Consider the following 26,848-nt stretch of genomic DNA (forward strand, 5'->3'; position numbering starts at 1 on the left):
GGAAGGAAATTCGCACCCCGGTGACACGCTTCTCAGGGTAGGCTCACAGTATGCCTGCATCAACATCTACTTCATTGCTGACTGATATGTACGAGCTCACGATGCTCGACGCCGCCCTGAAGGATGGCACCGCGCATCGTCGCTGCACGTTTGAGCTGTTTGGGCGCCGCCTGCCCGCCACGCGACGCTTCGGCGTTGTCGCCGGCACCGGTCGCATTCTCGAGGCCCTGGAACGCTTCGAGTTCGACGCTGAACAGATCGATTGGTTGCGCGACCAGGGGATCATCTCCGAGGAGGCCGCGCAGTTCCTGGCTTCGTGGCGTTTCACGGGCGACATCTGGGGCTACGCCGAGGGCGAGTGCTACTTCCCCGGCTCTCCCCTGCTGACCGTTGAGGGCACGTTCGCGGACTGCACGCTCCTGGAGACGCTGCTCCTGTCGATCCTCAACCACGATTGCGCGGTGGCTTCCGCCGCCTCGCGTATGACGATCGCCGCCCACGGCCGTCCCTGCATGGACATGGGTGCTCGCCGTGCCCACGAACGCGCCGCGGTCTCCGCCGCCCGCGCCGCCATCATCGGCGGTTTCCAGGGCACCTCCGACCTCGAGGCAGCCAAGCGCTACGGGATCCGCTGCATCGGCACGGCCGCCCACGCGTTCACGCTCCTGCACGACAGCGAACGCGACGCCTTCGACTCTCAGGTCGCCAAGCTGGGCGCGGGCACGACCCTGCTCGTGGACACCTACGACATCAGGCAGGGCGTCATCAACGCGGTCGAGGCTGCGCGCGCTGCCGGCGGCGAGCTGGGCGCGGTGCGCCTGGACTCCGGCGACCTGGTCGCTGAAGCGTTCAAGGTGCGCGGACAGCTCGACGCGATGGGCGCGACCACCACGAAGATCACGGTGACCTCCGACCTGGACGAGTACGCGATCGCCGCCCTCGGCGCGGCCCCCGTGGACTCCTACGGCGTGGGCACCAAGCTCGTGACGGGTTCGGGCGTCCCGACGGCCGCCCTGGTCTACAAGGTTGTCCAGCGCGAGGATAGCAACGGCCAGATCGTGTCTGTGGCCAAGAAGGCCGAGTCAAAGTCCACGGTCGGCGGACGCAAGGTTGCCGGCCGCGTCATGGGCGAGGACGGCTACGCGACCGAGGAGCTCCTGCTCGTCGGCACGTCCTTCGAGGAGGGCCAGGCTCTGCTGGCCGAGCGCGGCGCCCGCCCGCTGCAGGTCCAGCTGGTCCGCGGCGGCCAGATCGACGCCGAAGCCTGGGGCCCCGAGGCGCTGTCCCGCGCCCAGGAGCGCCACCTGCGCGCCCGCAACGAGCTGCCCTACCAGGCGTGGCGCCTGTCCGAGGGCGAGGTCGCAATCCCCACGCGCTACGAGCAGGTCGACTGACCCTCAGCTCTCACTGAACGAAGCCCCGGCCTCGTCCTTCACTGAACTGCCTCCCGTTTCTTGGACATCGACATTGAAGTCCAGGGAATGGGAGGCTTTTCATGCCCGCAAATCCGCGCAGAACGCATGGCCCTGTACTGCAAGCCTGAGCCCTCGTCGACTGCTGAATCTACAAAGAAACTTGTTACCCGATGGGGTGTAACACCTGATCGGGAAGATTCAACCCCTTCTGATCGGGTTGAATGCTCCCGATCAGGTTGAATCCTGACGATCGTGTCTTTCGTATTCAGCGTCGGCCCGATGCAGGTCGGGAGGATCAGGCTCACCACGTCACCAATGACGAACTCACACATGTCCCCGCAGTGCGGCTTGTTGCTAAGCGGTGTTACACCACTTAGCAGGGTATTGCACCAGCTCGGAAGTGGTGTACTGCTCCCTAACTGGTGTAATGCTCCCTAAACGGCACAGTACTGCCTGCCGCAGCTTGGTTGACAGCAATGTAACGACACATTGGGGCTTCCCCTGCCGCACGTGAGCTTGTAGCTAAGCAGCAGTGGACTACTTGGCGCAGCATTGCACTAGATAGAAGGCAGTGCAATGCCCTCCTAACTAGTGCATTGCTGCTGCATCTAGTGCAGCACTAGGCTTGCCGGAGCGTCTCTCGGGCCGGTTTTCCACGACAGGGCTTATTACCGATGGGGTCTGACACCCGATCAGCAAGATTCAACCCCTTCTGATCGGGTTGAATACTCCCGATCGGGTTGAATCCTGTCAATCGCGCATTCGCTATCTAGTGGCAGATTGACGCGGAGCGGATGCTGTGGAACCGAAGGTCAGTGGCGGCCGACGAACCACTCGCGCAGCAGGGCGATGCGGGCCTCGATCTGCTCGGTCGTGGCCTGGGCGACCTCGGGGCCGCCGCAGCGCGAACGCAGGCGCGAGTGAATCGTCGCGTGGGTCTCGCCGGAGCGGCGCGACCATGTAGAAACCAGGTGCTGAAGCTCCTTGCGCTTGGCGGCACGCAGCTTGTGGGCGGGGATTCCGGCGTTTTCTTCACGCATCTTCTGCGCGGCGCGGGTCTTCTTCTGGGCGGCAACCTGGTCGGCCTGGCGGGCGCGCAGCAGGGTCGTCACCTGATCGGCGTCCAGCAGGCCGGGAATACCCAGATATTCCTGCTCTTCCTCGGAGCCGACCTCCGCGCCCGCGCCCCACGCGGCACCGTCGAAGAGGACACCGTCAAACTCGGCGTCCGCCCCCAGGACCTCGAACTGCGAGAGCAGGTCGGAGGAAGCTTTCTCCTCGCGGTTCGCGGCCGCGACGAGGGCATCCTCGGGATTCCACATGTCGTCTTCGCTGGCCTCGTCACGCTTGGGCCGGTCCAGCGCATGGTCGCGCTCGACCTCCATGCCGCCGGCGAGCGTCAGCAGGGGCACGACGGAGGGGATGAAGACGGTGGCCGTCTCACCGCGGCGACGGGCTCGCACGTAGCGGCCGATGGCCTGGGCAAAGAACAGCGGCGTGGAGGCATTCGTCGCGTAGACGCCGACCGCGAGGCGGGGCACGTCGACGCCCTCGGACACCATGCGCACGGCGACCATCCACTTGTCGGTGGAGTCGGCGAACTCGGAGATGCGGTCGGAGGCGTCCGCGTCGTCGGACAGGACGATCGTGGGGGCCTTGCCGGTGATCAGGCGCAGGTGGCGGGCGTAGGCGCGCGCGTGCTCCTGGTTGGAGGCGATGACGAGACCTCCCGCGTCGGGCACGGCGCGGCGCACCTCTTCGAGGCGCATATCGGCGGCACGCAGGACGGCGGGAATCCACTCGCCCTTCGGGTCCAGCGCGGTGCGCCAGGCCTGCTTCATCATGTCCTTGGTGAGGGGCTCACCCAGGCGGGCGCTGACCTCGTCGCCCGCGCTGGTGCGCCAGGCCATCTGCCCCGAGTAGGACATGAACAGGACGGGACGAACGACGCCGTCCTTGAGGGCATCGCCGTAGCCGTAGGTGTAGTCGGCGCGCGAGCGTCGGATGCCTTCCTCGTCCTCCTCGTAGGTGACGAAGGGAATCGGAGAGGTATCGGAGCGGAAGGGCGTGCCCGTCAGCGCCAGGCGCCGCGTCGCGTCCGTGAAGGCCTCGCGCACGCCGTCGCCCCACGACAGGGAGTCGCCGGCGTGGTGGATTTCGTCGAGGATGACGAGGGTACGGTAGGCGCGGGTGCGCGCCGCATGAACGGCCGGGTTGGAGCCAATCTGCGCGTAGGTGACGGCCACGCCGTCGAAGTGGGAGCCGGCAACGCCCTGCGAGTTCGTAAAGTCGGGGTCGATGTGGATGCCGAAGCGCGCCGCGCTCGAGGCCCACTGTCCCTTGAGGTGCTCGGTGGGGCACACGACGGTGAGCTTGTCAACGATGCCGCGGGCGATCAGTTCGGTCGCAAGCGTCAGGGCGAAGGTCGTCTTACCTGCGCCCGGCGTTGCGACCGCCAGGAAGTCGCGCGGGGAGGTCGCCATGTAGCGATCCAGGGCAGCGGCCTGCCAGGCGCGCAACCTGCCAACGGGTGCGCGCCGGGTCGTCTCGCTCACTTGTCGGAGCCCTTTCCGCCGTCGGAGAAGGGCCAGTTACGCCCGTTCTTTCCCATCGAGTCGCGCAGCTCCTTGCAGGTGGGGCACACCGGGTACTGCGAGGCGTCGCGGGTGGGGATCCACACCTTGCCGCACAGGGCGACGACGGGCTGTCCCGTCACCATGGACGAGTTTGCCTTGTCCTTGCGCACGAAGTGGGCGAAGCGGTCGCCGTCCCCGCCGGTGCGCTCCTTGCGGGTCTCGGTACGCTCCAGCAGACCGGTCGAGGACGCGGTGGAGGGACCGGAGGGCGCGGAGGGGCCGGTGGGTTCGTCGAGGGCATTACGCATGGGGTCCATTGTACGTGCCTGGGGGTCCTTCCAACGGGTGGCACGCGTGCGCCGGGAGCGAAGAAGCGACGCTCACAATAAGGCCCCGGCCTCGCATTGACGAGGCCGGGGCGAAGTCGGGTGGGGAACCTATCTCACAGGTGTTCCTTCTCCCAGACCTCCTTGTAGAAGTCTGCGAGCTCGAGCTTGGAGGCGGCAGCCTCGTCGAGGAGCACAGTGACGTCGGGGTGGTGCTGGAGGATGGACGCGGGCCAGCGCTGGGTGACGCCGCCCTCGATCATAGCCTTGACAGCGTCGGCCTTGCCTTCACCCGTGGCGATGAAGATGTGGGCGCGCGAGTCCATGATCGTGCCCAGGCCCTGGGTCACGCAGTGCGTGGGAACCTGGTCGATGTCGCCATCGAAGAAGCGGGCGTTGTCGCGGCGGGTCTGCTCGGTCAGGACGCCCACGTGGGTGCGCGACGCGAGGGTGCCGCCGGGCTCGTTGAAGCCGATGTGGCCGTCAGAGCCAATGCCGAGGACCTGGATGTCGATACCGCCGTCGGCCTTGATGGCCTCGTCGTAGGCGGCAGCGCCGGCCTCGAGGTCATCGCACCAGCCGTCGGGGCCGTGTGCCGCACCCTCGGGCATGTCGACGAGGTCGACGAGGTTGCGGTGGATGAAGTTCGCGTAGCCCTCGTAGTGGTCGCGGGGCAGGCCCACGTACTCGTCGAGGTTGTAGGAACGAACCTGGGCAAAGGAGATCTGACCGGCCTCGTAGCGGCGCACGAGCTCTGCGTAGAGCTTCAGCGGCGAGGAGCCGGTGGCCAGGCCGAGCACGAAGTTCGGCTTAGCGCGGTACACCTCGAGGATGCGGTCCGCTGCGAGGGATGCGATCTGATCTTCGTCGTTGAAAATTCCAATTCTCATGTGTTTAACCTTACACTGCTGACGTCGATTTGTCAGACGAATCGATGAAGATTTTTTGAAAACGTGTGATCTGGGTTATCCGTGCAGGGCAGCGACGATTCGCTCGACCTCCGCCCGATCGGTTCCCGAGGTTCCGGGGGCTCGCATGTGGACCTCTCGCGCTCCCGAGGCAGCCACGACCTCGGCGACGTTATGAGCGCGCAGGCCACCCGACACCAGGATGATGATGTCGTCTCCCCCGCGCTCGACGAGGCGGGCGAGGGCGTCCGGCTGCGCGACGGCCGGATCCCCACCCGTCGTCAGCACGCGGTCGTACCCGAGTTCCATGAGAACGTCGAGACCGCGATCCTGATCCACGACCTGGTCGAATCCACGGTGGAAGGTCAGCGGTGCGTCCTCGGCTGTGTCCCGCAGGCGCGCGGCCGCGTTCACGTCGATCTGCCCGTCGCGAGTGATGACGCCAACGACGAAGCCGAGGCGCACGTCCGATCCACGACCGATCGACGACAGGGTCACGATATCGGAGGCGATGCGGTCGACCTCTTCCCGCGTATGGACGAAGTCCCCGGGGCGCGGGCGCACGAGCACCTGAACTCCCCCAGCGGGCGCCACCTCGAGGGCAGCGGCCACCTCGTCGAATGCGGGGGTCAGGCCGCCGCACGACAGGTCGGTGCAGATCTCAATGCGATCCGCTCCCCCGTCGCGCGCACGGCGCACGCCCACGGCATCTTCCACGCAAATCTCTACAGTCGTCACGGCTGCCACCTCTCGTAGCACGTCGAGCCGCCCACGCGGGCAGCCAGGATCGCGGCACCCCAGCGGCCGCCCGCTCCCCCGAGGGAGGCGCGAACGATCTCGGGAGCGTCACGGAATGTCAGCATCGAAGCGAATTCCTCGCGCAGCGGCGCCAGCAGGTTCTCGCCCGCGTGCGACAGGCCGCCGCCGATGATGATGCGCTCGACGTCGACGGTGAGCGTCATGTGGGTGAGGGAGAGCGCGAGTGCGCGAACCGCGGTGTCCCACACCTCGGTCGCGACCGGGTCGGTACCGATGCCAGCCTCGACAGCCTTCGCACCGATATCCTCGCCGGTCGCCTGCTCGTAGCGCCTCGCGATGCCCTTCGCCGAGGCGTAGACCTCCAGGCACCCGCGCGACCCGCAGCGGCAGGACTCACCACCGGGGAAGACGGGCGCGTGCCCAACTTCGCCGGCGCTAAACGTCGCGCCACTCCACAGGTTGTCCCCAAGCATGAGAGCCACGGAGATGCCGGTACCGATGGGCATCATGAGGAAGGAGGAAGCCCCTCGGCCCGCGCCGAGGAGTCCCTCAGCCAGGCCGGCGGCGCGCCCGTCGTGCATGAGTGCGGCGGGCACGCCCGTGGCGTCCTCAACCGCGCGGGCCAGCTGGACGCCGCGCAGCTCGAGGTTCGCCGCGTACACGACGGTCCCGCTCTCCTCATCGACGAGGCCGGGGCAGATCAGGCCGAAACCGACCAATCCCGGATAGTCACTCGCGAGTCGCGCGCCGATTCGTCCCACCTGAGTGGCCACGGCCTCGCGGTTGGTCGGCTCGTTTCCCTGAGTGAGGATCGCGCCCGCCTCATCGACGATCATCCACTTGATGGATGTGCCGCCGATGTCGATGCCCGCAAATACCGGGCCCTCAGAATCCTTGACGGCGCTCATGGTACGACGACCTGAGCATGCAGATCGGGATCTGCCATATCGGGATCGAAGGGGAACATCGGGCGCTCAATCTTGTGGTGACCGAGGCGGATGAGGTCCTGATCGACGCCACCGGGGGTCAGCGCCATGAGCCAGCCCTTCTGGGTCTCGTACAGGTCGGGCTCCAGGTAACCGATCTTGACAACGATGACGTCGGCGGTGGTGATATCCACGCCGAGCAGCTCGAACTGGCTGTACATCGTGTACTGGTTGCGGTTCGTCGTGATGATGAAGCGCAGGCCGCCCGTGCGCAGCAGCGCGGTGTGGCCACCCATCGGGTCGTCAGCGAGGGCCTCGACCGTGGCGTGGACGTTCAGTGTTCCGGGCTCGCGGGTATCGATGTGTCCGCCGACCTCGAGGTCGACCTCGGCGCCGACGCCAGCCTCCCACGCAACGGCGGCCGCGGCGGGATCGATGATCGAGGCGTAGATGACGTCGAGCGTGGCCTCCTGGACGGGCTTCCATGCGAGCAGGGCCGCGAGCGCGACCGTCACGTCGTCGGCACCGCCGGCGCCCGGGTTGTCGCCGGAGTCGGAGATGAAGAAGGGCTTGGGGCCCTCCTCGGCGGCTGCCAGGCACTCTTCCATGGAGGCAACGGGGGCGACGAACTCGAAGCGGTCGTGCACGTCCCAGAAGTACTGGCCGATGCGCTCGGCCTGCTCCTTGACGAGCTCCGCGTCGTCGCCCGTGACGACGACCGCGCCCTTGCAGCGCGGCTGGTCGGCCCACGCGAAGCCGATCCAGATCGCGGCGTCCAGGATGCCGTCCATCGCTTCGATGGGGTCGATCATCTTGTACAGGGACTTGGCGGGTTCGATGCGGGTCGAGGTCTTCTCACCCGGCAGCAGGACGGGGACGTGGACCAGGGCCTTGACGGGCTTGGGCTGGCCGTTGAGGAGGCGCATGCCCAGGTTGTAGGCGGCGCGACGGCGCGACTCGAGGGCGTCCTCGTGGGGTGCGAGGCGGTAGCAGGTGAGGATGTCGCAGCCGTCGAAGAGGTCCTGGGAGACGTTTCCGTGCAGGTCCATCGAGGCGCTGACCATGGGCTCGGGGCCGATGACGCCGCGGATGGCGTTGATGAGGTCGCCCTCGGCATCGTCCATGCCCTGGACGCTCATGGCGCCGTGGATGTCGAAGAAGAGGCCGTCGAGCGGGCCGGCAGCGGCGAGGCCCTCGAGGATCTCAGCCTTCCAGGCGTCGTAGGCGCTGCGCTCGACGACGCCGCCGGGCAGGGCGCGCGAGTGCAGGACGGGGATCCACTCGATCTGGGTGGCCCAGTCCTCGTCGCGCCAGTAGAAGCGGTCCATCAGCTCCTCGCCGCGGGTGACGATGAAGTCGTCGGCGGTCGAGATGTAGGGGGTGAACGTCGAGGATTCGATGTGGATGCCGGCAACCGCGATGCGGGGCTTGGTCATGAGCGATTCTCCTTTGAGATCTTCGAGGGGGTGAGTGTCGAGAGCCCCCAGAGCGCCGCTTCGCGCCCTGATCGAGACGATTCGATCACGAGGTGTTCCATGATCGAGGGGAGGCAGGATTGGTGGAGCGCAGCGCGCACTCCGGCGGTGAAAGCGTCGACGGCGGAGAGTGCTCCACCGACGATGACTCCCTGGGGTGCCAGGAAGGACACGAGGTGGGCGACGCAGTGGCCCAGGAGGGTGCCCGCCTGGCGGATGGCCGTCGCAACTTCGGGGATGCCGTCGCGTGCTGCGGCCAGAAGCTGTGCGTTGTTCTCATAGACGAGGCCTGCTGCGGCCAGGTCTGCTCGGATCGAGTCGGCGGACGCGATCGTTTCGAGGCATCCGACGTTGCCGCACTTGCAGGGGCGGCCCGCGGCGGCCTCGACGGGGATGTGCGAGATATCCCCGGCCAGTCCGCCCTGACCCACCTGCGGCACGCCATCGACGAGGTAGGCGCCACCGATGGCGGAGCCAGCCTTGACATAGATAAGCGTGTCGATGGGGGCCACGCCCTGAAGACGACGCCGGTAGACGGATTCGCCGATGGCTCCCGCGCGCGCGTCGTTTTCGATGAGGGCGGGCAGCCCGCACTGCTCGGTGACGGCCTCGGCGACGTTGATGCCGTCCCACCCGGGCATGCGGGCGGGGCGGATCACGCGAGAGCGCTCCGCGTCCACGGGACCAGGGACCGCCAGGGTGATACCACCGACCCGCACGCCGGCAGCTTCTTCCTGGCGGGATACCTCATCCATGACCGCGTCGAGTACCGCCTGGGGACCTTCCGCGATGTCGATAAGGAGGCTCGAGGCCTGCCCGACTCCGCGGGTGGGGTCCGTCAGGGCGACGAGGCCGTGGTGGGCTCCCAGCTCGACGAGGGCGAGTGCTCCGGCGCCGTCGGAGGTGACGAGGCGGCGCGCACGCCGCCCGCCCGTGGAAACAGAGTGTTCCGCTTCCGCGATGACCCCGGCTTCGACGAGGCGAGACACAGCGGCCGACACCGTTGATGGTGCAAGGCCCGTTTGCTTGACAATCGCGGGCCTGGTGTCTGCTTGACCGGACCCAATCAGCGTCAGGACGGTCTCGTCGACATCATGCGTGGCCATGACACCTCCTCTAAGTACGTATGCAGTAACTACAACGTTACACTGCGCTCATCGTTGAGAACATGATTCATTATGCCCCACCGAAGAAAGTCTGACACTTCTTTCGCCGAAATATCTTGTTATTTTTTCGTAACATTCCACATTTTGGCCAAAGTGGCAACATTCGCCGACAAACTGTCATATGATGAACGTCATCTGACAGGGTTGTCATCCGTCAGTGTCCCCGATCAACGTTGATTTGGAGCAGTCATGAACCTTAGAAAGAAGCGGTGGATGGTCACCGGCGCGGCCCTCGCAATGGTCGCCTCCCTGGGCCTGTCCGCCTGTGGTGGCGGCAGCAGCAGCAGTAGCGGCGGTGGCCAGGCAGCCAACTCGGAAACCGGAAAGAACGAGGTCACGATGGCCTCGCGTACCCCCAACTGGATCTTCCCGGTCTCCGCAAAGGGCTACACGCAGGGCGAGAACGGCCAGTTCATCCAGGCGATGTACCGCCCGCTCTTCGCCTACAAGTCCACCTCTGAAACCCCCTACAAGATCAACCTCCCCAAGTCCCTGGGCACCGTTCCCGAGGTCTCTGAGGACGGCCTGACCTACACCATCAAGCTGCGCGACGACGCCAAGTGGTCCGACGGCACGCCCGTCACCACCCGCGACGTTGAGTTCTGGTGGAACCTCGTCACCAACAACAAGGACGAATGGGCCTCGTACAAGAAGGGCTTCTTCCCCGACGGTGCCGATCTGAAGATCATCGACGAGCACACGTTCTCGATCACCACCGAGACCAAGTTCGCCCCGGCCTGGTTCATTGACAACCAGATCAACAAGGTCGCTCTGCTCCCCCAGCACGCCTGGGACAAGACCAGCGCCGACGAGGCCGTCTCCGACCTCGACCGCACCCCCGAGGGCGCCCAGAAGGTCTTCGCCTACCTGCAGGGCGAGGCCAAGAACCTGTCCTCCTACGCCACCAACCCGCTGTGGCAGACGGTGAACGGCCCCTGGAAGCTCAAGGAATTCACCCCCGACCAGGGCCTGACACTCGTCCCCAACGAGAACTACTGGGGCGAGGACAAGCCCAAGATCGACGCGCTGATCTACAAGGCCTTCACGGGTGACGACGCCGAGTTCAACTCCGTGCGTTCTGGCGCCATCGACTTCGGCTACATCCCGGCCGCGCAGTACAACCAGCGCAAGGCCGTCGAGGACAAGGGCTACAACGTCTTCCTGTGGCCCGGCAACTCCATCACCTACCTGGCCCTGAACTTCGCACCCCAGGCCCCCGGCTCGAAGTTCATCAACCAGAAGTACATCCGCCAGGCGATGCAGCAGCTGATCGACCAGCCGACCCTGTCTGAGAAGATCTGGTCCGGCACCGCCTCCCCGACCTGTGGCCCCGTCCCGATGCCCGCCGAGAAGACCGGCACCACCGAGGGCTGCGTCTACAAGTTCGATCCGGAAGCCGCCAAGAAGCTCCTCGAGGACCACGGCTGGAAGGTCGTGCCCGACGGTGAAACCACCTGCGAGAACCCCGGCACCGGCGCCAACCAGTGTGGCGAGGGCATCGCGGCCGGCGACAAGCTGAGCTTCAAGCTCGTCTCCCAGTCGGGCTTCGTCTCCACGCACCAGATGTTCGAGGAGATCATCTCCCAGTTCGGCAAGCTCGGCATCAAGATCGACATGAACGAGGTCCCCGACTCGGTCGGTGCCTCGCAGGCATGTGACGACGAGACCCCCTGCACCTGGGACATGTCCTTCTTCGGATCCCAGACCTCGTGGGGCTTCCCGATCTACGCCTCCGGCGAGCGCCTCTTCGCCTCTGACGCTCCCGTCAACCTCGGCCAGTACAAGAACCCCGAGGCTGACAAGCTCATCGAAGAGTCGACCCGCTCCTCCGAGCCCAACGCTCTCCAGGCATACAACGACTACCTCGCGGAGGACCTCCCCGTTCTGTGGATGCCCAACCCGTACTACCAGATCACCGCAGTGAAGAAGACGCTCGACCTGGGCGAACTCGACGCCACCGGCGACACCTGGCCCGAGGATTGGTCGTGGTCGACCGAAGGTAAGTAAACCTTCGCCTTGACGCCTCACGGGGCAGGCGCCCGCACCCGCACATGCGGGCGCCTGCCCCCTTACTGTGGAGTTCGCAATGATCCAATTCATCCTCAAACGCCTCGGCCAGGCAGTCGTCGTTGTCTTCCTGGTCACCATCATCACCTTCATCCTCCTCCAGTCTCAGCCGGGCGGCGCAGCCCGAGCGGCACTCGGTAAGGATGCGACCCAAGAACAGCTCGCGGCCTTCGACCACGAAAACGGCTACGACAAGCCCATCCTCGAGCAATACAAAATCTACGTCACCAAAATTGCGCACGGCGACTTCGGCTACTCCTACCAGCACAACCAGTCTGTGAACGACCTGCTGGCCGCCCGCCTGCCGCGCACCATCTTCCTGTCCCTCCTGTCCACCATCCTGGCTCTCATCGTCGCGATCCCCCTGGGCGTGTGGCAGGCCGTCAAGAGAAATAAAGCACCCGATTACATCGTGACGATCGCGTGTCTGCTGGCCTACTCGACGCCGATCTTCTTTGCGGGCCTGCTCCTCATCGTCCTCTTCTCCCAGGTGTGGCCGATCCTGCCCAACGATGCTCCGCAGGGCGAGGCCCTGTCGGTCATGTGGGAACAGTGGGATCACCTGGTTCTGCCTGTGTGTGCCCTGTCGATCGGCACGATCGCCGCCTACGCGCGCTACGTGCGCTCCTCGATGGTGGATAACCTCAACGAGCAGTACGTGCGTACCGCTCGCGCGAAGGGCCTGTCGGAGTTCCGCGTCGTCTTCGTTCACACGCTGCGCAACGCCATGTTCCCCGTCATCACGATGATCGGCCTGTACATCCCCGCGATGTTCTGTGGCGCCCTGGTTATCGAGACGCTCTTCAACTTCAACGGCATGGGCTACCTGTACTACCAGGCGACCGGCAGGCGCGACTACCCGATTCTCCTCGGCGTCGCCCTGATCGTCTCCTTCGCGACCGTCATCGGCGCACTCCTGGCAGACTTCCTCTACGCCCTCGCTGATCCCCGTATCCGACTGGCAGGACGTGCCAAATGACCACCGCAACCGCACCCATCGCCGCGCCGGCCAAGGCGCGCACCGCCCGCAAGTCGACGAAGCTGCAGGGCCTGCAGGTCTTCATGGAGAACAAGCTCGCCGTCTTCGGCGTGTGCCTCATCCTCATCCTGATGGCCTTCTCGTTCATCGGCCCGATGTTCTACGTGACCGACCAGATCCACACGGACCTGTCGAACTCGGCCCTGCCTCCCTCAGCCGAGCACCCGCTTGGCACCGACATGGTCGGTTACGACCAGCTCGGACGCCTCATGAAGGGCGGACAGACCTCGATCATCGTCGGCCTGTTCGCCGGCATCTTCGCCACTACGATCGGCACGTTGTACGGCGCGATCGCCGGCTTCGTGGGCGGTTGGATCGACGCGATCATGATGCGCCTCGTTGACGCGCTCATGTCCGTGCCCGTCCTGTTCCTCTTCATGCTGATCGCCACGATGATTCCGCCGACCGTCCCGGTCCTCATCATCATCATGTCGGCCCTGTCCTGGCTGGGAACGTCCCGATTGATTCGAGGCGAGGCCCTGTCCCTGCGCACGCGCGAGTACGTCGTCGCGATGCGTGGCATGGGCGGCTCGATGCCCCGAGCGATCCGGACGCACATCGTCCGTAACACGATCGGCACCGTCATCGTCAACGCGACCTTCCAGGTCGCAGACGCCGTCCTCTACGTCGCCTACCTGTCGTTCCTCGGCCTGGGCGCGCAGCCTCCCGCCACCGACTGGGGAGCCATGCTCTCCAACAGCCAGTCGCACGTCTACTCGGGCAACTGGTGGCTGCTCTACCCGCCGGGCGTCCTCATCATCCTCCTGGTCCTGTCGTTCAACTTCATTGGCGACGGCCTGCGTGACGCCTTCGAAGTTCGACTGCGCAAGAGGTGAGCACTGAACTATGAATACTCCACTCCTTCAGATCAAAGATCTGCACACCGATATTGAGGTCCGCAACGGCGTGGTTCGCGCCCTCTCGGGTGTCGACCTGCACGTGAACCCGGGCGAGACCCTGGGCATCGTGGGCGAGTCCGGCTCCGGCAAGACCATGACGGCCCTGTCCCTCATGGGCCTGCTCCCCCAGGGCGGCAAGGTCTCCTCCGGCTCGATCATCCTCGACGGCCAGGACCTCACCCAGCTGCCCCTCAAGGAGAAGCGCAAGCTGCGCGGCACCAAGGTCGGCATGATCTTCCAGGATCCTCTCACCTCCCTGAACCCGACTATGAAGATCGGTCTTCAGGTGTGCGAGCCGCTGCGCGTGCACGAGAAGCTCTCGAAGCGGGAAGCACTCGCACGCGCCGTCGAGATCCTCAAGCGCGTCGGCATGCCTCGTCCCGAGGTGGTCATCAATAACTACCCGCACCAGCTCTCGGGCGGCATGCGTCAGCGCGTCATGATCGCCATGGCCCTCGTCTGCAAGCCGCGCATCCTCATCGCGGACGAGCCGACGACGGCCCTGGATGTCACGACGCAGATGCAGATCCTCGACCTCATCGACGAGCTGCGCGACGAGTACAAGATGGGCGTCATCCTCATCACCCACGACCTGGGTGTCGTGGCCGGTCACACCGACCGCGTCGCCGTCATGTACGCCGGTCGTATCGTCGAGACCGCGCCGACGAAGACGCTGTTCACCGAGCCGAAGCACCGCTACACGAGCTCGCTGATGGCGGCACTGCCCGAGCGTGCGCTCGCAGCAGGCACCAAGCTCTTCTCGATTCCGGGCGCTCCCCCGTCGCTGACCAACCTGCCGGTGGGCTGCCGCTTCGCGGCCCGCTGCCTGTGGGCCACCGACGAGTGCCGCGCCGGCTACCCGGACCTGAGCGGGGACGATACCCACACCTTCTCCTGCTTCCACCCGGTGCAGGAGGGCGACGAGTCCCCCGCGGTCCTCCAGGGCAAGCTGGATTCCACCAAGGCCGAGGAAACGACCTCGGATGTCCCGCAGATCTCCCACGACGTCCTGCTCGACGTCAAGGAGGCCTCGCGCGAGTACGAGTCGGCAGGCTCCGGCTTCTTCAAGCGCGAGAAGGGCGTCGTCTCCGCCGTCGACCGCGTGTCCATCACGGTCAAGAAGGGCGAGACCTACGGCCTCGTCGGCGAGTCCGGCTGCGGTAAGTCCACCGTGGGTCGCCTCATTGCCGGCCTCGAGCCCCCGTCGGGCGGCGCCATCGAACTCGACGGACGCGACCTCGCCACGCTCAAGGGACGCGACGCTGTGCGCATCCACCGCGACGTGCAGATGATGTTCCAGGACTCCTACGCGGCAATGGACCCGCGCATGCGCATCGACCAGATCCTGGCCGAGCCCATGAGCATCCAGAAGACCGGCAACGCTCGCCAGATCGCCGAGCGCATCATGGAGATCCTCGAGCAGGTCGGCCTGACCGAAGAGGTCCTGGACCGCTACCCGCACGAGTTCTCGGGCGGTCAGCTCCAACGCCTCGGCTTCGCCCGTTCGCTGACCCTGGCTCCCGACCTGATCGTGGCCGACGAGCCCGTCTCGGCGCTTGACGTCTCCGTCCAGGCGCAGGTCCTCAACCTCATGAAGGATCTGCAGCAGGAGCTGGGCCTGTCCTACCTGTTCATCAGCCACGACCTGGCGGTCGTTCAGTACATGGCCGATCGCATCGGCGTCATGTACCTGGGCCGCATCGTCGAGGAGGGCCCCGCACACGAGGTCGTCAAGAACCCGAAGCACCCCTACACGAAGGCGCTCATCGACTCGATCCCCGTGCCGGACCCCGAGTTCAAGCACGACGAGAGTGCCATCAAGCTCACCGGCGAGCCGCCGAGCGCCGTCAACCCGCCCGAGGGTTGCCGCTTCCGCCCGCGCTGCCCGTTCGCTGGCGAGGAGTGCAAGGTGCAGCCCATGCTCACGGATGAGACGCACCGCGTGGCGTGCCACCACCCGCTCCTGACGCTGAGCGTCAAAGAAGAGGTGAACGCCTAACACACACGTTCATGCGAACTCCATGCGTTGCCCCCGGCCCGCTGATGCGAGCCGGGGGCAACGTTATGTGCGGCATCCACATCGCCGGGCCGTTATGCGCGTCTGAAGGGCGCAGGGCTGCGTCGCCCTCCTGGCGCCCTTCGCGGCGCCTCAGACAGGATGCGCCCCAGCGGGAACATTCCACCTGATCGGGAGCATTCAACCCGTTAGGGAAGATTCCACCCGATCAGAAGGGGTTGAATCTTCCCGATCGGGTGTAGCACCTCTTCGGCCACAAGCATCGTCGCGGAGCCGGCTGACCGCGCCCCTACCCCGTTCCTGTCAGTGATACCCTACCGGCGTTTATCGACACCCCGGCCGGGCGGCGCTGCACCGGTGAGGGGCATTGCACCAGTGAGGGAGCCTGACGCCAGGGGTACTAGTGGGGGGTTTGCATCATTAGAAGCCTCCCTTCGGCGTGTCGCCGGCGTGTCGCGGCCCTAATGACGCAAATCCCCCGTTTGGCGGCGGTGAGGTCACGGTTTGGGGTGGTAAGGCGCCCACATCGCAGACCACCTCGGTGAAAAACATTGAAAATGGGGTATTGCGGCTGAGGTGGTCTGCGTTTTGGGCACAACGGTGCCTGGCCTGGTGTGTTGGTCGCACGCGAACCGCTGAATATGCGCATCAACCCCTTGATACGCACGTAAACCCGTAAATTGGCGCGTTAAACCTCTCATGTGAGCGTGGGCGGGGCTGCCCAGGCCAGCAGATACGCGTGTGGGGCACGACCACGCGGTCGTGCCCCACAGGCTATTCGCTAGTGTCAGCGCGTCACTTGGAGACGGCCTTCTTCAGCGTGGAGCCAGCGGAGAGCTTCACACCGTAGCCAGCGGGGATCTTGATCTCTTCGCCGGTGCGGGGGTTACGGCCGGTGCGGGCGGCGCGCTCAACACGCTCGACGGAGAGCAGACCGGTCACCTTGACGGCCTCGCCCTTAGCCAGGGACTCAACGAGGACGGCCTGGAAGGCGGCCAGGGCCTCGTCGGCCTTCGCCTTGGTCAGGTCGGCGCGTTCGGCAATCTGAGCGACAAGCTCGGTACGGTTCACGGACATTGAGAAACCTCATTCCTGTTCGTTCTTGGTTACCACTGTCGTGGCCACGAATGACACACTACGAAATCTTTTGCGATTTTGCCGACTTTAGGGCCAGATTTCGCGGATTTCACGAAAATATCTCGTTTTTTTGCTCAAAAACCGTCAATTCTGTGCGACAGGTCACTCAAACTTGCCGAGTGGTTGCAATTCTGCGGAACTCAAATGCGCTGCCACCGGCACGTTTTTCGGTAACAGGAACTTTCCCACACACCGAGGACACACCCCTCTCATTAGACCTGACAAACATAGACGACCGACATACAAAAGGGCGGGGAGTGACCCTACGGCCACTCCCCGCCCCGATGAGAAGCTTCGCGATGCCTCAGGCCGAGGCGCGCTGCTTGTTCCACACGTCGAAGGCGACAGCCAGGAGCAGGACAGCGCCCTTGACGATCTGCTGGGTGGAGGTGGAGGCACCCATGAGCTGCATGCCGTTAGACATGACGGCCATGATGAGGCCACCGATGAGGGCGCCGGACAGGCGACCGATACCGCCGGTCGTCGACGCACCACCGATGAAGCATGCGGCGATGGCGTCGAGCTCGAACATATTTCCGGCCGAGGGCTGTGCGCCGTTCATACGAGCCGAGTAGACAACGCCCGCAACACCCGCAAGGAAGCCCATGTTGACGTAGCACCAGAAGGTGACCTTCTTGACGTCGATGCCGGACAGGGCGGCAGCGGACTTGTTGCCACCGATCGCGTACACGTCGCGGCCAAACATCGTCGAGGAGGCGAGGGTTCCGAAGACGAGAACGAGGATCGCCAGGAGGATCAGCACGATGGGCAGGCCGCGCTCGGTGGAGAGCTTGTAGGCAAACCACATGACGACGACGGCGGTCAGCACAATCTTCACGATGAAGAGCCACATCGCCTCAACCGCCTGGTTGTAGGAGATGCGGGCGCGGCGGGTGCGCAGCTGCTGGTAGGCGAAGCCCGCAACGCCGATGCCGAAGATCACCAGGGTGAAGACGTCGAAGCCGTTACCGCCCAGGAGGCCGTTCAGGAAGCCGTTGGCGATGTTGTAGTAGCCCTTCGGGAAGGGCGAGAGCGAGACGTTGTCGAGAACCTGGTAGGTCAGGCCACGGAAGAGGAGCATGCCGGCCAGGGTGACGATGAAGCCCGGGATGCCCACGTACGCGACCCAGAAACCCTGGAAAGCACCGATCAGGATACCCATGACGAGGGCGGCGACGACGCCGACCCACCAGGGGTAGCCCTGCTTGATGACGAGGACGCCACTGAGGGCGCCAGTCACGGCCACGACCGAGCCCACGGAAAGGTCGATCTGGGCCAGGACGATGACGAAGAGCATGCCGATCGCGAGGATCAGGATGTAGGAGTACTGCAGGACGATATTCGTCAGGTTGCCCGACGACAGGAAGGTGTCGGGGTTGAACGCCCAGAAGAGGACGACGATGGCGATGAACGCGATGAAGATGCCGCCCTGACGCAGGTTGGCCTTCAGCGTGTCAACCAGGCTGATTTCGGCGGTCATTTCTGGTCCTCCCTTGCGGGTTCGATAGTCATGAGTTCCATGAGGTTTTCCTGGGTGGCGTCCTCGGCCTTGACCTCGCCGGTGATGCGGCCGTACGCCAGGGTGTAGATGCGGTCCGAGACGCCGAGGACTTCCTCGAGTTCGGAGGAGATGACGATGACGGCCTTGCCTTCTTCGACCATCTTGTTGATGAGCGTGTAGATCTCGAACTTCGCGCCGACGTCGATGCCGCGCGTGGGTTCATCGAGGATGAGGACGTCTGCGTCCGTGTAGAGCCACTTGGACAGAACGACCTTCTGCTGGTTGCCACCCGACAGGGAGCCGGTCTTTTGGAGGACCGAGTTGGAGCGGATGTTCATCCGTTCCTTGTAGTCGGCGGCGACCGCCAGTTCCTTGTGCCCGTCGACGAGGCCTCGGCGCGAGAGCTTGAACAGGCCTGCGGTGGCCACGTTATGCCGGATGTCATCGATGAGGTTGAGACCGTATTGCTTGCGGTCCTCAGTCGCGTAGGCGATGCCATGCTTGATCGCGTCCGAGACGGTCTTGATCTTAATCTCTTTGCCATCCTTGAAGAGCTTGCCCGAGATACGCGCCCCGAAGGAGCGACCAAAAATACTCATCGCAAGCTCAGTACGTCCGGCACCCATGAGGCCAGCAATGCCGACGACCTCGCCATGACGCACGTTGAAGGAAGCACCGGAGATCACGACACGCCCAGCCTGGGTCGGGTGATAGACGGTCCAGTCTTCCACACGGAAGACCTCCTCGCCGATCTCCACGTTGCGCTCGGGGTAGCGCTGGGTGAGGTCACGGCCGACCATGAGCGAGATGATCTTGCCCTGCGTGGAGGCCGGGTCCTTCATATCGATCGTCTCGATGGTCTGACCGTCGCGCAGGATCGTCGTACGGTCGGCGATCTCGGCGATCTCTCCGAGCTTGTGGGAGATGATGACGATGGCGACGCCCTGGTCACGCAGGCTGCGCACGAGGTCGAGGAGCTGGGCCGAGTCGTTGTCGTTGAGGGCGGCGGTGGGCTCGTCCAGGATCAGCAGGCGCACGTCCTTGGACAGGGCCTTGCCGATCTCGATGAGCTGCTGCTTGCCCACGCCGAGGGTGCCGACCTGGGTCGTCACGTTTTCCTTCAGGCCGACCTTTTCCAGGACCTTTTCAGCGCGGTGGTTGACCTCGTGCCAGTCGATGAGGCCGAGCTTGCGGGGCTTCTCAGCGCCCAGGAAGATGTTCTCCGCGATCGACAGGTAGGGAACGAGGGCCAGCTCCTGGTGAATGATGCCAATGCCGAGCGCCTCGGAGTCCTTGATGGAGCGGAATTGGACTTCCTTGCCATCGAAGATAATGGTGCCGTCGTACTGCCCGTGGGGGTAGACGCCGGAGAGAACCTTCATAAGGGTGGACTTGCCGGCGCCGTTTTCGCCGCACAGGGCGTGGACTTCGCCGGGGCGGACATCAAGGTTGACGTGCTTGAGGACGGGCACGCCATTGAAACCCTTGTCGATGTCACGCATTTCCAAAATGTTCTGCGTCATGTTTACATTCCTCGAATCGGAAGGGGTGGGGTGCGGGGCGAGCGCCCCGCACCCCGTCGTCGCTTACTTCTTCACGACGCCCGCATCAACGTCGGCCTGGGTGAAGTAACCGGAGTCGATGAGCTTTTCCTTGAGGTTGTCGGCGTAGATGGTCTCGACCTCGAGCAGGTAGGAGGGCACAACCTTCACACCGTTGTTGTAGGTGGTGGTGTCGTTGGCCTCGGGCTGCTTGCCCTCAGCCATCGCCTTGATGACCGTCACGGCCTGGGCGGCCAGGGTACGGGTGTCCTTGAAGATGGTGGACTGCTGGATGCCATCCGCAATCATCTTGGTGGAGGCGATCTCGGCGTCCTGGCCGGTCACGATGGGCAGGCCATCCTTGATGGCGGGGCCGTAGCCGGCGCCCTGGAGGGCGGTGATGATGCCGCGGGAGATACCATCGAAGGGCGAGAGCACGCCGGCGAGGGGCTCAGATCCACCGCCGTAGGTCGAGGTCAGCAGGTCCTCCATGCGCTTCTGGGCGACTTCCTGCTGCCAGCGCAGGATGGCGACCTGGTCGAAGCTGGTCTGGCCGGACTTCACGACGAGGGTGCCGTCGTCGAGGTAGGGCTTGAGGACGCTCATGGCGCCGTCGAAGAAGAACTTGGCGTTGTTGTCATCGGGCGAACCGGCGAAGAGCTCGATGTTGAGCGGGCCCTTGGGGGCGTTATCGAGCTTCTTGCCGTCCTTGTCGGTCAGGCCCAGGCCGAACAGCAGAGCGTTGCCCTGTGCGACGCCGACCTTGAAGTTGTCGAAGGAGACGTAGAAGTCAACGTTCTCGTTGTCGCGGATGAGGCGGTCGTAAGCGATGACCGGGATGTTCTTCGAACCTGCGGTGTCGAGCTGGCTCGACAGAGCCGTGCCGTCGATGGATGCAATGACCAGGATGGTGGCACCGTTGGTGATCATCTGGTCGATCTGCTGGGTCTGGGTGGGGATGTCGTCGTTGGCGAACTGGAGGTCAACCTCGTATCCGGCTGCCTCAAGGCCTTCCTTCACCGCGTTACCGTCGGCGATCCAGCGCTCCGAGGTCTGGGTCGGCATCGCGACGCCAACCTTGACCTTGCCGCCGTTCGAGGCCGCAGCGCCGCTATCGGAATTGGAAGCGCCACCGGCACCGCCGCCCGCGCATCCGCTCAGCGCAAGGGCACCGGCCGCAAAAGTGGCCGCAACCGTCGCCATCTTGCCAAAGAAACCACGTGTCTTCATGGAATATCTCCTGTTAATTTCCTCGACATCACTGTCGATGAGTGTCACGTCTCCACACATCCGTCGTGTGGTCTGACAACTTTTACCATATGAGAGAGGGGACCCCCTCGCATTGCCCAATTGATAACGTTCCAATAACAATTGTTAACGTTCACAACTTTAAGAACGGACATATACACAAAGGAATCCCCAGGCTGTGTGGGGCCAGACGACCCCACACAGCCGATGTGAGAGGGTTTTACAGCCCCTCGGCGAGACGGTGGTACGCCTGGTTCCAGCGCACGCCGGAGGCAAAGTCGCGTCGCGTCGTCGACTCGTCGATGACGACGAGTTCCATGTGCGCCAGCGCCGCAAAGTTCTCCCACACCTCGGGCTCGATCTGCGTCGACATGCACGTGTGATGCGCTCCGCCAGCCGTCAGCCATGCCTCGACGGAGGTGTAGAAGTCAGGCTCGGGGATCCACATCGCACGGGCGACGGGGAGCTTGGGCATCGGCTGGGGAGGCTCGATGACGTTGACAATGTTCGCGGTAAGGCGGAATCGGTCGCGCATGTCGGACATAGCGACGACGACGCCTCGTCCCGGAGCCGCATCGAAGACCATGCGAACCGGATCCTCGCGATCCCCGATGCCCAGAGGATGAATCTCGATGCGCGGGCGGGCGTTCGTCAGCGAGGGGCACACCTCGAGCATGTGGGCGCCCAGGATCATCTCGGAACCCTCGACGAGGTTGTAGGTGTAGTCCTCCATGAGCGAGGCACCGCCGGGCAGTCCCTCCCCCATCACCTTCGCGGCGCGCACGAGGACCGCGGTCTTCCAGTCCCCCTCGGCGCTGAAACCGTAGCCGACCTCGGTCAGGCGCTGCACGGCCAGGCCGGGGAGCTGACGGAGCCCGCCGAGGTCTTCGAAGTTGGTCGTGAAGGCCATTGCCCCGCGCTCTTCGAGGAAGGTGCGCAGCGCAATCTCCTCGCGGGCGGCGTAGCGCAGCGATTCCGCCCGATCCCCACCCGGGGCCAGCTCGGGGGCAACGTCGTAACGCTCGCAGTATTCGGCCACGAGGGCGTCGATGGCGGCCTCGTCCACGGCGTCAACGACGGCGACGAGGTCGTTGACCGACCACGTGTTGACCGAGACGCCGAGGCGACGCTCAGCCTCGGTCTTATCACCCTCCGTGACGGCCACGTTGCGCATGTTGTCACCGAAGCGCACGACGCGCAGCTCATTGGTCGCCGCGAAACCGCCGGCCGCGCGCACCCAGTTGGCGACGCGACGACGCGTCTTCTCCTGCGAGGCATGACCGACGACCGTGGCGCGAGCCAGGCCCAGGCGCGTGAGGATGTAGGCGTATTCGCGGTCACCGTGCGCCGCCTGGTTCAGGTTCATGAAGTCCATGTCGATGCTACCCCAGGGGATCTCGACATTAGCCTGGGTCGCCAGGTGCAGCAGGGGCTTGCGCAGGACCTCGAGGCCGCGGATCCACATCTTCGCAGGGCTGAACGTGTGCATCCAGGAGATGACGCCGAGGACGCGGTCGTCCGCGCTGGCCTCGAGCATTGCTCGCTTGATGGCGTCGGAGTCCTTCAGGACGGGCTTCCATACGATCGGCGCGGGGAGCAGGTCTGATTCGTTGAGCAGGCGAACGACCTCTTGGGACTGCTTGGCGACCTGCGCCAGGGTTTCCTCGCCGTACAGGTCCTGGCTGCCGGTGACGAACCAGACCTCGCGGCCCTCGTAGAAACTGGTCACGGTGAAATCTCCTTTGATGTCAGTGCTGTCCGTAGACGTTTTGGTAGCGGTCGTAGAGGGAATCAATGTGGTGCTGCTCGATGGGAACGAGAGGTCCGCCCGCCCGGGCGACATGCACGGTCTTGGCGACCTCCTCGACCATGACGGCGGCCTTGACGGCGGCGCGCGCGTCGCGCCCGATCGTGAAGGGGCCGTGGTTGCGCATGAGGACAGCCGGCGAGCGCGATTCGCGCAGGGTGTCAACGATGCCGCGCCCGATCGAGTCGTCGCCAATGAGGGCGAAAGGACCGACGGGGACGAGGCCGCCGAACTCGTCGCCCATCATGGTCAGGACGCAGGGAATCTCCTCGCCGCGCGCCGCCCAGGCGGTGGCGTAGGTGGAGTGCGTGTGCACGACGCCGCCCACCTCGCTCATGTGACGGTAGACGTAGGCGTGCGCGGCGGTGTCCGAGGAGGGCGCCCCCTCCCCCAGCACGAGGTTTCCGTCGAGGTCACACACGACCATCGCCTCGGGACTCAGGTCATCGTAGGACACACCCGAGGGCTTGATGACGAGGAGGTCCTGACTGCCGTCCTGGGCCTCGCCGCGCACTCGCTGGGAGACGTTCCCTGCCGTCCAGACGACGAGGCCCCAGCGGGGTAGCTCGGCATGCAGGGTGGCGACGTATTCACGAACGCGCTCGATCTCGCGCGCGAACTCGGGGGTCCATGTGTCGGGGTTGCGGTGATCCATTCGTACTCCTCACTGAGCACCGATGAGCATCGGTTGGGTTAACGTTAACATTCACCCGCGCATGAAAGCAAGTATGACTACCAAAAGAGCCTCTAACGAGGGCAAACTCCCGTCGAACCGCGCACAACGAGGCGTGTAGGACGCACGTACGTGTCCACCGATTCCCCGTCGAGCGCGTGACTGACCGCCTCAAGTGCGCAGCGCCCAAGGTCCGCGAAATCCTGACGCACCGTCGTCAGCCCCGGCCCCGCGTAGGCGGCCATCGGCACATCGTCGAAACCCGCGACCGACACGTCACCCGGAACACTCACCCCGGCCTCGGCGAAGGCTCGGAGGAGACCGACCGCGACCTCGTCGTTCGCGCACATGACGGCATCAGGCAGGCCATTTTCGACAAGGTTCTGTCCTGCAACGTACCCCCAGCGCGCCTCCCACGAGCCGACGAGCGGCTCGCGCATCGGCAGACCCTCCTGGACCATCGCCTCGCGCCACCCGGCCACGCGTTCACGCGCCTCGAACCACTCCTGAGGACCCGCCACGCAGGCGATATCACGATGACCGAGCGTCATCAGGTGCTCCGCGAGCGCGCGCGCACCTCCGCGCTGGTCCGCGTGAACGACCGACACTCCGCGTCCGAACGTGCGCCCGCCGGAGACCGCGACCACCGGCACGGACGCGCCCTGGGATGCCACGGCCTCGGCGAGGGAATCCACCGGCGCGATGACCACGATCGCCTCGGCGGCCAGGGAGGAGAAGTGGTCGAAGGCACTGGCCACGTCGTCGGCACGGAAACGATCGAGGGCCACAACCGACGTGAAGAGCCCCGCTTTGCGGGCGGCAACCTCCAGTGCCACCAGCATCGAGGAGGGACCGAAGTGGGCCGAGGTCGTGGTCACGACGCCGATAATGCCCGAGCGGGCGGTCACCAGGGCACGGGCCACCGAGTTCGGGCGGTATCCCAGCTGTTCAATCGCGGCCTGCACGCGCTCGCGCGTCCGAGGCGATACGCGCCCCTTGCCGTTCACAACGCGAGACACCGTCTGATGCGAGACACCGACCAATTCGGCCACGTCCGCCATCGACGGAGGACGACCATTGCGCGTCATACCGGCCTCCCTCCCGCATAAGTCCGGCTTTGTTCACATCGTAAACGAAAAGCATCCGCGACATAGAACTCGCCACACTTTTTAAATAACTCGTAAAACAATCATGCCGATCACAGAGAATGGAGGGGTCCCTTCAACACTTGGATAAAGGTCCAGGAGACACAGATGGCATCAAGCCCCTCGTCCGCTCCCCACCCCGTCGATCAAGTCCCTCCCTTTGGGAAACTCACCATTCTGGGCATTCAGCACGTCCTCGCGTTCTACGCGGGCGCCGTGGTCGTCCCGCTCGTCATTGCTTCCGGCCTCGGGCTCGACAACCACACGCTGGTCCACCTCATTAACGCAGACCTGCTCACCTGTGGCATCGCCACCATCATCCAGTCGGCCGGCATTGGCCGCTTCATCGGCGTGAAGCTCCCCCTCATCCAGGGCGTCACGTTCACCGCCGTCTCACCCCTCATCGCAATCGGCGCGGCTGCAACGCCCGTCGGCGCCAACCCGACGACCGGCCTGGCCACCATGTACGGCTCCATCATCGCCGTCGGCCTTCTCGTCTTCCTGGTCGCTCCTTTCTTCGCCAAGCTCCTGCGTTTCTTCCCGCCGATTGTCACGGGCACGCTCTTGACCGTCATGGGCACGACGCTCCTGTCCGTCTCCGCCGGAGACATCGTCGCCTGGGCCGATCGGGCCACCGATGATGCAGCGAAGGCAGCCGCAACATACGAGGCACTCGGCTTCGCTTTTGGAACGATCGCGATCATCGTCATCATCCAGCGCCTCTTCAAGGGCTTCATGGGCACCCTGTCCGTCCTGCTCGCCTTGCTCATCATGACAGCCGTTGCCTTTGCGATGGGCAAGACCGATTTCTCGGGCGTGGGAGAAGCCAGCTGGTTGGGCATCACCACGCCCTTCTACTTCGGCATCCCGAAGTTCTCCGCCACCGCGCTCCTCGCCATGATCATCGTCATGGCCGTGACCGCCGTGGAGACCACGGGCGACGTCTTCGCCACCGGCGAGGTCGTGGGCAAGCGCATCGCCCCGCGCGACATCGCCAACGCCCTGCGCGCCGACGGCCTGTCCACGCTGCTGGGCGGCGTCCTCAACTCCTTCCCCTACACCTGCTTCGCGCAGAACGTCGGCCTCGTGCGCCTCACCCGCGTGAAGTCCCGCTGGGTCGTCACCGCCGCGGGCGTCTTCATGATCGTCCTGGGCCTGCTGCCCAAGGCAGCGGCGATCGTCGCAGCCATCCCGCAGCCTGTCATCGGCGGCGCCTCGCTGGCGATGTTCGCCAACGTCGCCGTCGTCGGCATCCAGACCCTGGCGAAGGTTGACCTGCGCGACAACCGCAACGCCGTCATCGTCTCCACGTCGATCGGCCTGGCCCTCCTCGTGACTCTCAAGCCCGGCATTGTCTCGGTCATGCCCTCCTGGCTGCAGATCATCTTCGGCTCCGGCGTGACCATCGGCTCGCTGACGGCCATCATCCTGAACCTCTTGTTCTTCCACATCGGACGCCCGGCCTCGCCGGACGTGGCCGTGGTGGACGGCAAGAAGATCAACCTGGACGACATCAACGCGATGGATCGCGACCAGTTCGTCGCAACTTTCTCGTCGATGTTCTCCGCTCACACGTGGCCGGTCGAGCGCGCGTGGGAGTCCCGTCCCTTCGCCTCCGTGTCCGAGCTGCGTTCCTCCTTCGAGGACGCCGTCCTGTCGGCTACCCCCGAGGAGGCCGAGGAGCTCATCGCGTCCTACACGGACGTCGTCTCCCTGGTCCTCGACGGCGCGGGTGATGAGCAGGCCAGCTCGGACACCTCGTCCCTGTCCGTGGGCGAGGTGTCCTCCGAAGAAGCCGAGGAACTGCGCGCCCTGGCCGCCGCCTACCGCGAGAAGTTCGGCCGTCCGCTGGTCATCTGCGTGGATAACGTGGTGGACCGCAAGCACCTGCTGTCCTCGGGCTGGCGCCGCGTCGAGCACTCCCCCGCCCGCGAGGCTCGCTTCGCGCTCGGCGAGGTCATCGACATCGCCGACCTGCGTTTCGATCAGCTGGTCGCCGACGCGAACCCCATGCGCGCCGCGTGGGACGCTGGTTTTGAGCGCCTCTGAGTAGCTTTCAGCTTCTCTGACTGACGAGGCCGGGGCGCGTTGGGCAATATGCCTGACGCGCCCCGGCTTTTTCATGCCTCAGCCGTGACGGTTCCCTCACGAGTCGCTCCGGATGCAGATACGCCGAGGGGCCGACCTGGCGGTCGGCCCCTCGGCGTATCCCATCAACACAGT

At 64.9% G+C, this 26,848-nt stretch carries 20 protein-coding genes; 6 read left to right on the top strand and 14 right to left on the bottom strand.

The window, feature by feature from the left end; all coding sequences use genetic code 11:
- Nucleotides 1–50 precede the first annotated feature (50 nt).
- The gene (locus FBF35_RS07105; RefSeq protein ID WP_060567606.1) at nt 51–1,394 is read left to right on the top strand and encodes a nicotinate phosphoribosyltransferase; all 1,344 of its coding nucleotides are present in this window, start codon (nt 51–53) and stop codon (nt 1,392–1,394) included.
- 833 nt (nt 1,395–2,227) lie between these two features.
- Here the strand turns inward: FBF35_RS07105 and FBF35_RS07110 are convergent.
- From FBF35_RS07110 to FBF35_RS07140, 7 genes are all read right to left on the bottom strand, one after another.
- The gene (locus FBF35_RS07110; RefSeq protein ID WP_003790028.1) at nt 2,228–3,970 is read right to left on the bottom strand and encodes a DEAD/DEAH box helicase; all 1,743 of its coding nucleotides are present in this window, start codon (nt 3,968–3,970) and stop codon (nt 2,228–2,230) included.
- Nucleotides 3,967–4,299 carry a DUF3039 domain-containing protein gene (locus tag FBF35_RS07115; RefSeq protein WP_034464295.1) on the bottom strand — a complete coding sequence of 111 codons (333 nt, stop codon included), beginning with the start codon at nt 4,297–4,299 and terminating at the stop codon, nt 3,967–3,969. The genes FBF35_RS07110 and FBF35_RS07115 overlap by 4 nt, the downstream gene beginning before the upstream one ends.
- Before the next feature lie 134 nt (nt 4,300–4,433).
- On the bottom strand, nt 4,434–5,207 hold the full coding sequence (gene nagB, locus FBF35_RS07120; protein WP_007590223.1) for a glucosamine-6-phosphate deaminase: 774 nt from the start codon (nt 5,205–5,207) through the stop codon (nt 4,434–4,436).
- A 75-nt stretch (nt 5,208–5,282) separates the two neighbouring features.
- Nucleotides 5,283–5,963 carry a copper homeostasis protein CutC gene (locus tag FBF35_RS07125; protein ID WP_065427126.1) on the bottom strand — a complete coding sequence of 227 codons (681 nt, stop codon included), beginning with the start codon at nt 5,961–5,963 and terminating at the stop codon, nt 5,283–5,285.
- A complete protein-coding gene (locus tag FBF35_RS07130; RefSeq protein WP_060567605.1) occupies nt 5,960–6,892 on the bottom strand; it encodes an ROK family protein in 933 nt (310 codons plus the stop codon). The genes FBF35_RS07125 and FBF35_RS07130 overlap by 4 nt, the downstream gene beginning before the upstream one ends.
- Entirely contained in the window at nt 6,889–8,346 is a 1,458-nt protein-coding gene (locus FBF35_RS07135; protein ID WP_060567604.1) for a M81 family metallopeptidase, read from the bottom strand. The genes FBF35_RS07130 and FBF35_RS07135 overlap by 4 nt, the downstream gene beginning before the upstream one ends.
- Nucleotides 8,343–9,491: an ROK family protein gene (locus tag FBF35_RS07140; RefSeq protein WP_060567603.1), complete on the bottom strand. Its 1,149-nt coding sequence runs from the start codon at nt 9,489–9,491 to the stop codon at nt 8,343–8,345. The genes FBF35_RS07135 and FBF35_RS07140 overlap by 4 nt, the downstream gene beginning before the upstream one ends.
- 249 nt (nt 9,492–9,740) lie before the next feature.
- On the opposite strand from FBF35_RS07140, the gene FBF35_RS07145 reads away from it, so the two are divergent.
- From FBF35_RS07145 to FBF35_RS07160, 4 genes are all read left to right on the top strand, one after another.
- Entirely contained in the window at nt 9,741–11,558 is a 1,818-nt protein-coding gene (locus FBF35_RS07145) for a peptide ABC transporter substrate-binding protein (RefSeq protein ID WP_060567602.1), read from the top strand.
- Between the two features lie 79 nt (nt 11,559–11,637).
- The gene (locus tag FBF35_RS07150; protein WP_060567601.1) at nt 11,638–12,597 is read left to right on the top strand and encodes an ABC transporter permease; all 960 of its coding nucleotides are present in this window, start codon (nt 11,638–11,640) and stop codon (nt 12,595–12,597) included.
- The gene (locus FBF35_RS07155; protein WP_060567600.1) at nt 12,594–13,493 is read left to right on the top strand and encodes an ABC transporter permease; all 900 of its coding nucleotides are present in this window, start codon (nt 12,594–12,596) and stop codon (nt 13,491–13,493) included. The genes FBF35_RS07150 and FBF35_RS07155 overlap by 4 nt, the downstream gene beginning before the upstream one ends.
- 10 nt (nt 13,494–13,503) lie before the next feature.
- Nucleotides 13,504–15,555 (top strand): ABC transporter ATP-binding protein, encoded by a 2,052-nt coding sequence (locus tag FBF35_RS07160; RefSeq protein WP_060567599.1) that lies wholly within the window; start codon nt 13,504–13,506, stop codon nt 15,553–15,555.
- An 813-nt stretch (nt 15,556–16,368) separates the two neighbouring features.
- On the opposite strand, the gene FBF35_RS07165 is transcribed toward FBF35_RS07160, so the two are convergent.
- From FBF35_RS07165 to FBF35_RS07195, 7 genes are all read right to left on the bottom strand, one after another.
- Nucleotides 16,369–16,650: an HU family DNA-binding protein gene (locus FBF35_RS07165; RefSeq protein WP_003790058.1), complete on the bottom strand. Its 282-nt coding sequence runs from the start codon at nt 16,648–16,650 to the stop codon at nt 16,369–16,371.
- Nucleotides 16,651–17,014: 364 nt separating this feature from the next.
- Nucleotides 17,015–18,190 carry a multiple monosaccharide ABC transporter permease gene (mmsB, locus tag FBF35_RS07170; protein ID WP_060567598.1) on the bottom strand — a complete coding sequence of 392 codons (1,176 nt, stop codon included), beginning with the start codon at nt 18,188–18,190 and terminating at the stop codon, nt 17,015–17,017.
- Entirely contained in the window at nt 18,187–19,734 is a 1,548-nt protein-coding gene (gene mmsA / locus FBF35_RS07175) for a multiple monosaccharide ABC transporter ATP-binding protein (RefSeq protein ID WP_060567597.1), read from the bottom strand. Before mmsA ends, mmsB begins: the two co-directional genes overlap by 4 nt.
- A 63-nt stretch (nt 19,735–19,797) precedes the next feature.
- Nucleotides 19,798–20,982, bottom strand: a complete 1,185-nt coding sequence (gene chvE / locus FBF35_RS07180) for a multiple monosaccharide ABC transporter substrate-binding protein (protein ID WP_060567596.1) — start codon at nt 20,980–20,982, stop codon at nt 19,798–19,800.
- A 238-nt stretch (nt 20,983–21,220) separates the two neighbouring features.
- Nucleotides 21,221–22,729 (bottom strand): L-arabinose isomerase, encoded by a 1,509-nt coding sequence (gene araA, locus FBF35_RS07185; protein WP_060567595.1) that lies wholly within the window; start codon nt 22,727–22,729, stop codon nt 21,221–21,223.
- Nucleotides 22,730–22,748: 19 nt separating this feature from the next.
- Nucleotides 22,749–23,462 carry an L-ribulose-5-phosphate 4-epimerase gene (locus FBF35_RS07190; protein WP_060567594.1) on the bottom strand — a complete coding sequence of 238 codons (714 nt, stop codon included), beginning with the start codon at nt 23,460–23,462 and terminating at the stop codon, nt 22,749–22,751.
- Between the two features lie 92 nt (nt 23,463–23,554).
- Nucleotides 23,555–24,568: a LacI family DNA-binding transcriptional regulator gene (locus tag FBF35_RS07195; protein WP_060567593.1), complete on the bottom strand. Its 1,014-nt coding sequence runs from the start codon at nt 24,566–24,568 to the stop codon at nt 23,555–23,557.
- A 165-nt stretch (nt 24,569–24,733) separates the two neighbouring features.
- Between FBF35_RS07195 and FBF35_RS07200 the strand changes: the two genes are divergently transcribed.
- On the top strand, nt 24,734–26,674 hold the full coding sequence (locus tag FBF35_RS07200) for a solute carrier family 23 protein (RefSeq protein ID WP_060567592.1): 1,941 nt from the start codon (nt 24,734–24,736) through the stop codon (nt 26,672–26,674).
- Nucleotides 26,675–26,848 lie beyond the last annotated feature (174 nt).

The sequence above is a fragment of the Schaalia odontolytica genome, assembly GCF_005696695.1.
In the GTDB taxonomy this organism is placed as follows: domain Bacteria; phylum Actinomycetota; class Actinomycetes; order Actinomycetales; family Actinomycetaceae; genus Pauljensenia; species Pauljensenia odontolytica_C.

Coding starts and splice junctions, on each gene's coding strand:
- FBF35_RS07105 (WP_060567606.1), top strand. CDS start 51: ATGCCTGCATCAACATCTACTTCATTGCTGACTGATATGTACGAGCTC.
- FBF35_RS07115 (WP_034464295.1), bottom strand. CDS start 4,299: ATGCGTAATGCCCTCGACGAACCCACCGGCCCCTCCGCGCCCTCCGGT.
- nagB (WP_007590223.1), bottom strand. CDS start 5,207: ATGAGAATTGGAATTTTCAACGACGAAGATCAGATCGCATCCCTCGCA.
- FBF35_RS07130 (WP_060567605.1), bottom strand. CDS start 6,892: ATGAGCGCCGTCAAGGATTCTGAGGGCCCGGTATTTGCGGGCATCGAC.
- FBF35_RS07135 (WP_060567604.1), bottom strand. CDS start 8,346: ATGACCAAGCCCCGCATCGCGGTTGCCGGCATCCACATCGAATCCTCG.
- FBF35_RS07140 (WP_060567603.1), bottom strand. CDS start 9,491: ATGGCCACGCATGATGTCGACGAGACCGTCCTGACGCTGATTGGGTCC.
- FBF35_RS07145 (WP_060567602.1), top strand. CDS start 9,741: ATGAACCTTAGAAAGAAGCGGTGGATGGTCACCGGCGCGGCCCTCGCA.
- FBF35_RS07150 (WP_060567601.1), top strand. CDS start 11,638: ATGATCCAATTCATCCTCAAACGCCTCGGCCAGGCAGTCGTCGTTGTC.
- FBF35_RS07155 (WP_060567600.1), top strand. CDS start 12,594: ATGACCACCGCAACCGCACCCATCGCCGCGCCGGCCAAGGCGCGCACC.
- FBF35_RS07160 (WP_060567599.1), top strand. CDS start 13,504: ATGAATACTCCACTCCTTCAGATCAAAGATCTGCACACCGATATTGAG.
- FBF35_RS07165 (WP_003790058.1), bottom strand. CDS start 16,650: ATGTCCGTGAACCGTACCGAGCTTGTCGCTCAGATTGCCGAACGCGCC.
- mmsB (WP_060567598.1), bottom strand. CDS start 18,190: ATGACCGCCGAAATCAGCCTGGTTGACACGCTGAAGGCCAACCTGCGT.
- mmsA (WP_060567597.1), bottom strand. CDS start 19,734: ATGACGCAGAACATTTTGGAAATGCGTGACATCGACAAGGGTTTCAAT.
- chvE (WP_060567596.1), bottom strand. CDS start 20,982: ATGAAGACACGTGGTTTCTTTGGCAAGATGGCGACGGTTGCGGCCACT.
- FBF35_RS07190 (WP_060567594.1), bottom strand. CDS start 23,462: ATGGATCACCGCAACCCCGACACATGGACCCCCGAGTTCGCGCGCGAG.
- FBF35_RS07195 (WP_060567593.1), bottom strand. CDS start 24,568: ATGACGCGCAATGGTCGTCCTCCGTCGATGGCGGACGTGGCCGAATTG.
- FBF35_RS07200 (WP_060567592.1), top strand. CDS start 24,734: ATGGCATCAAGCCCCTCGTCCGCTCCCCACCCCGTCGATCAAGTCCCT.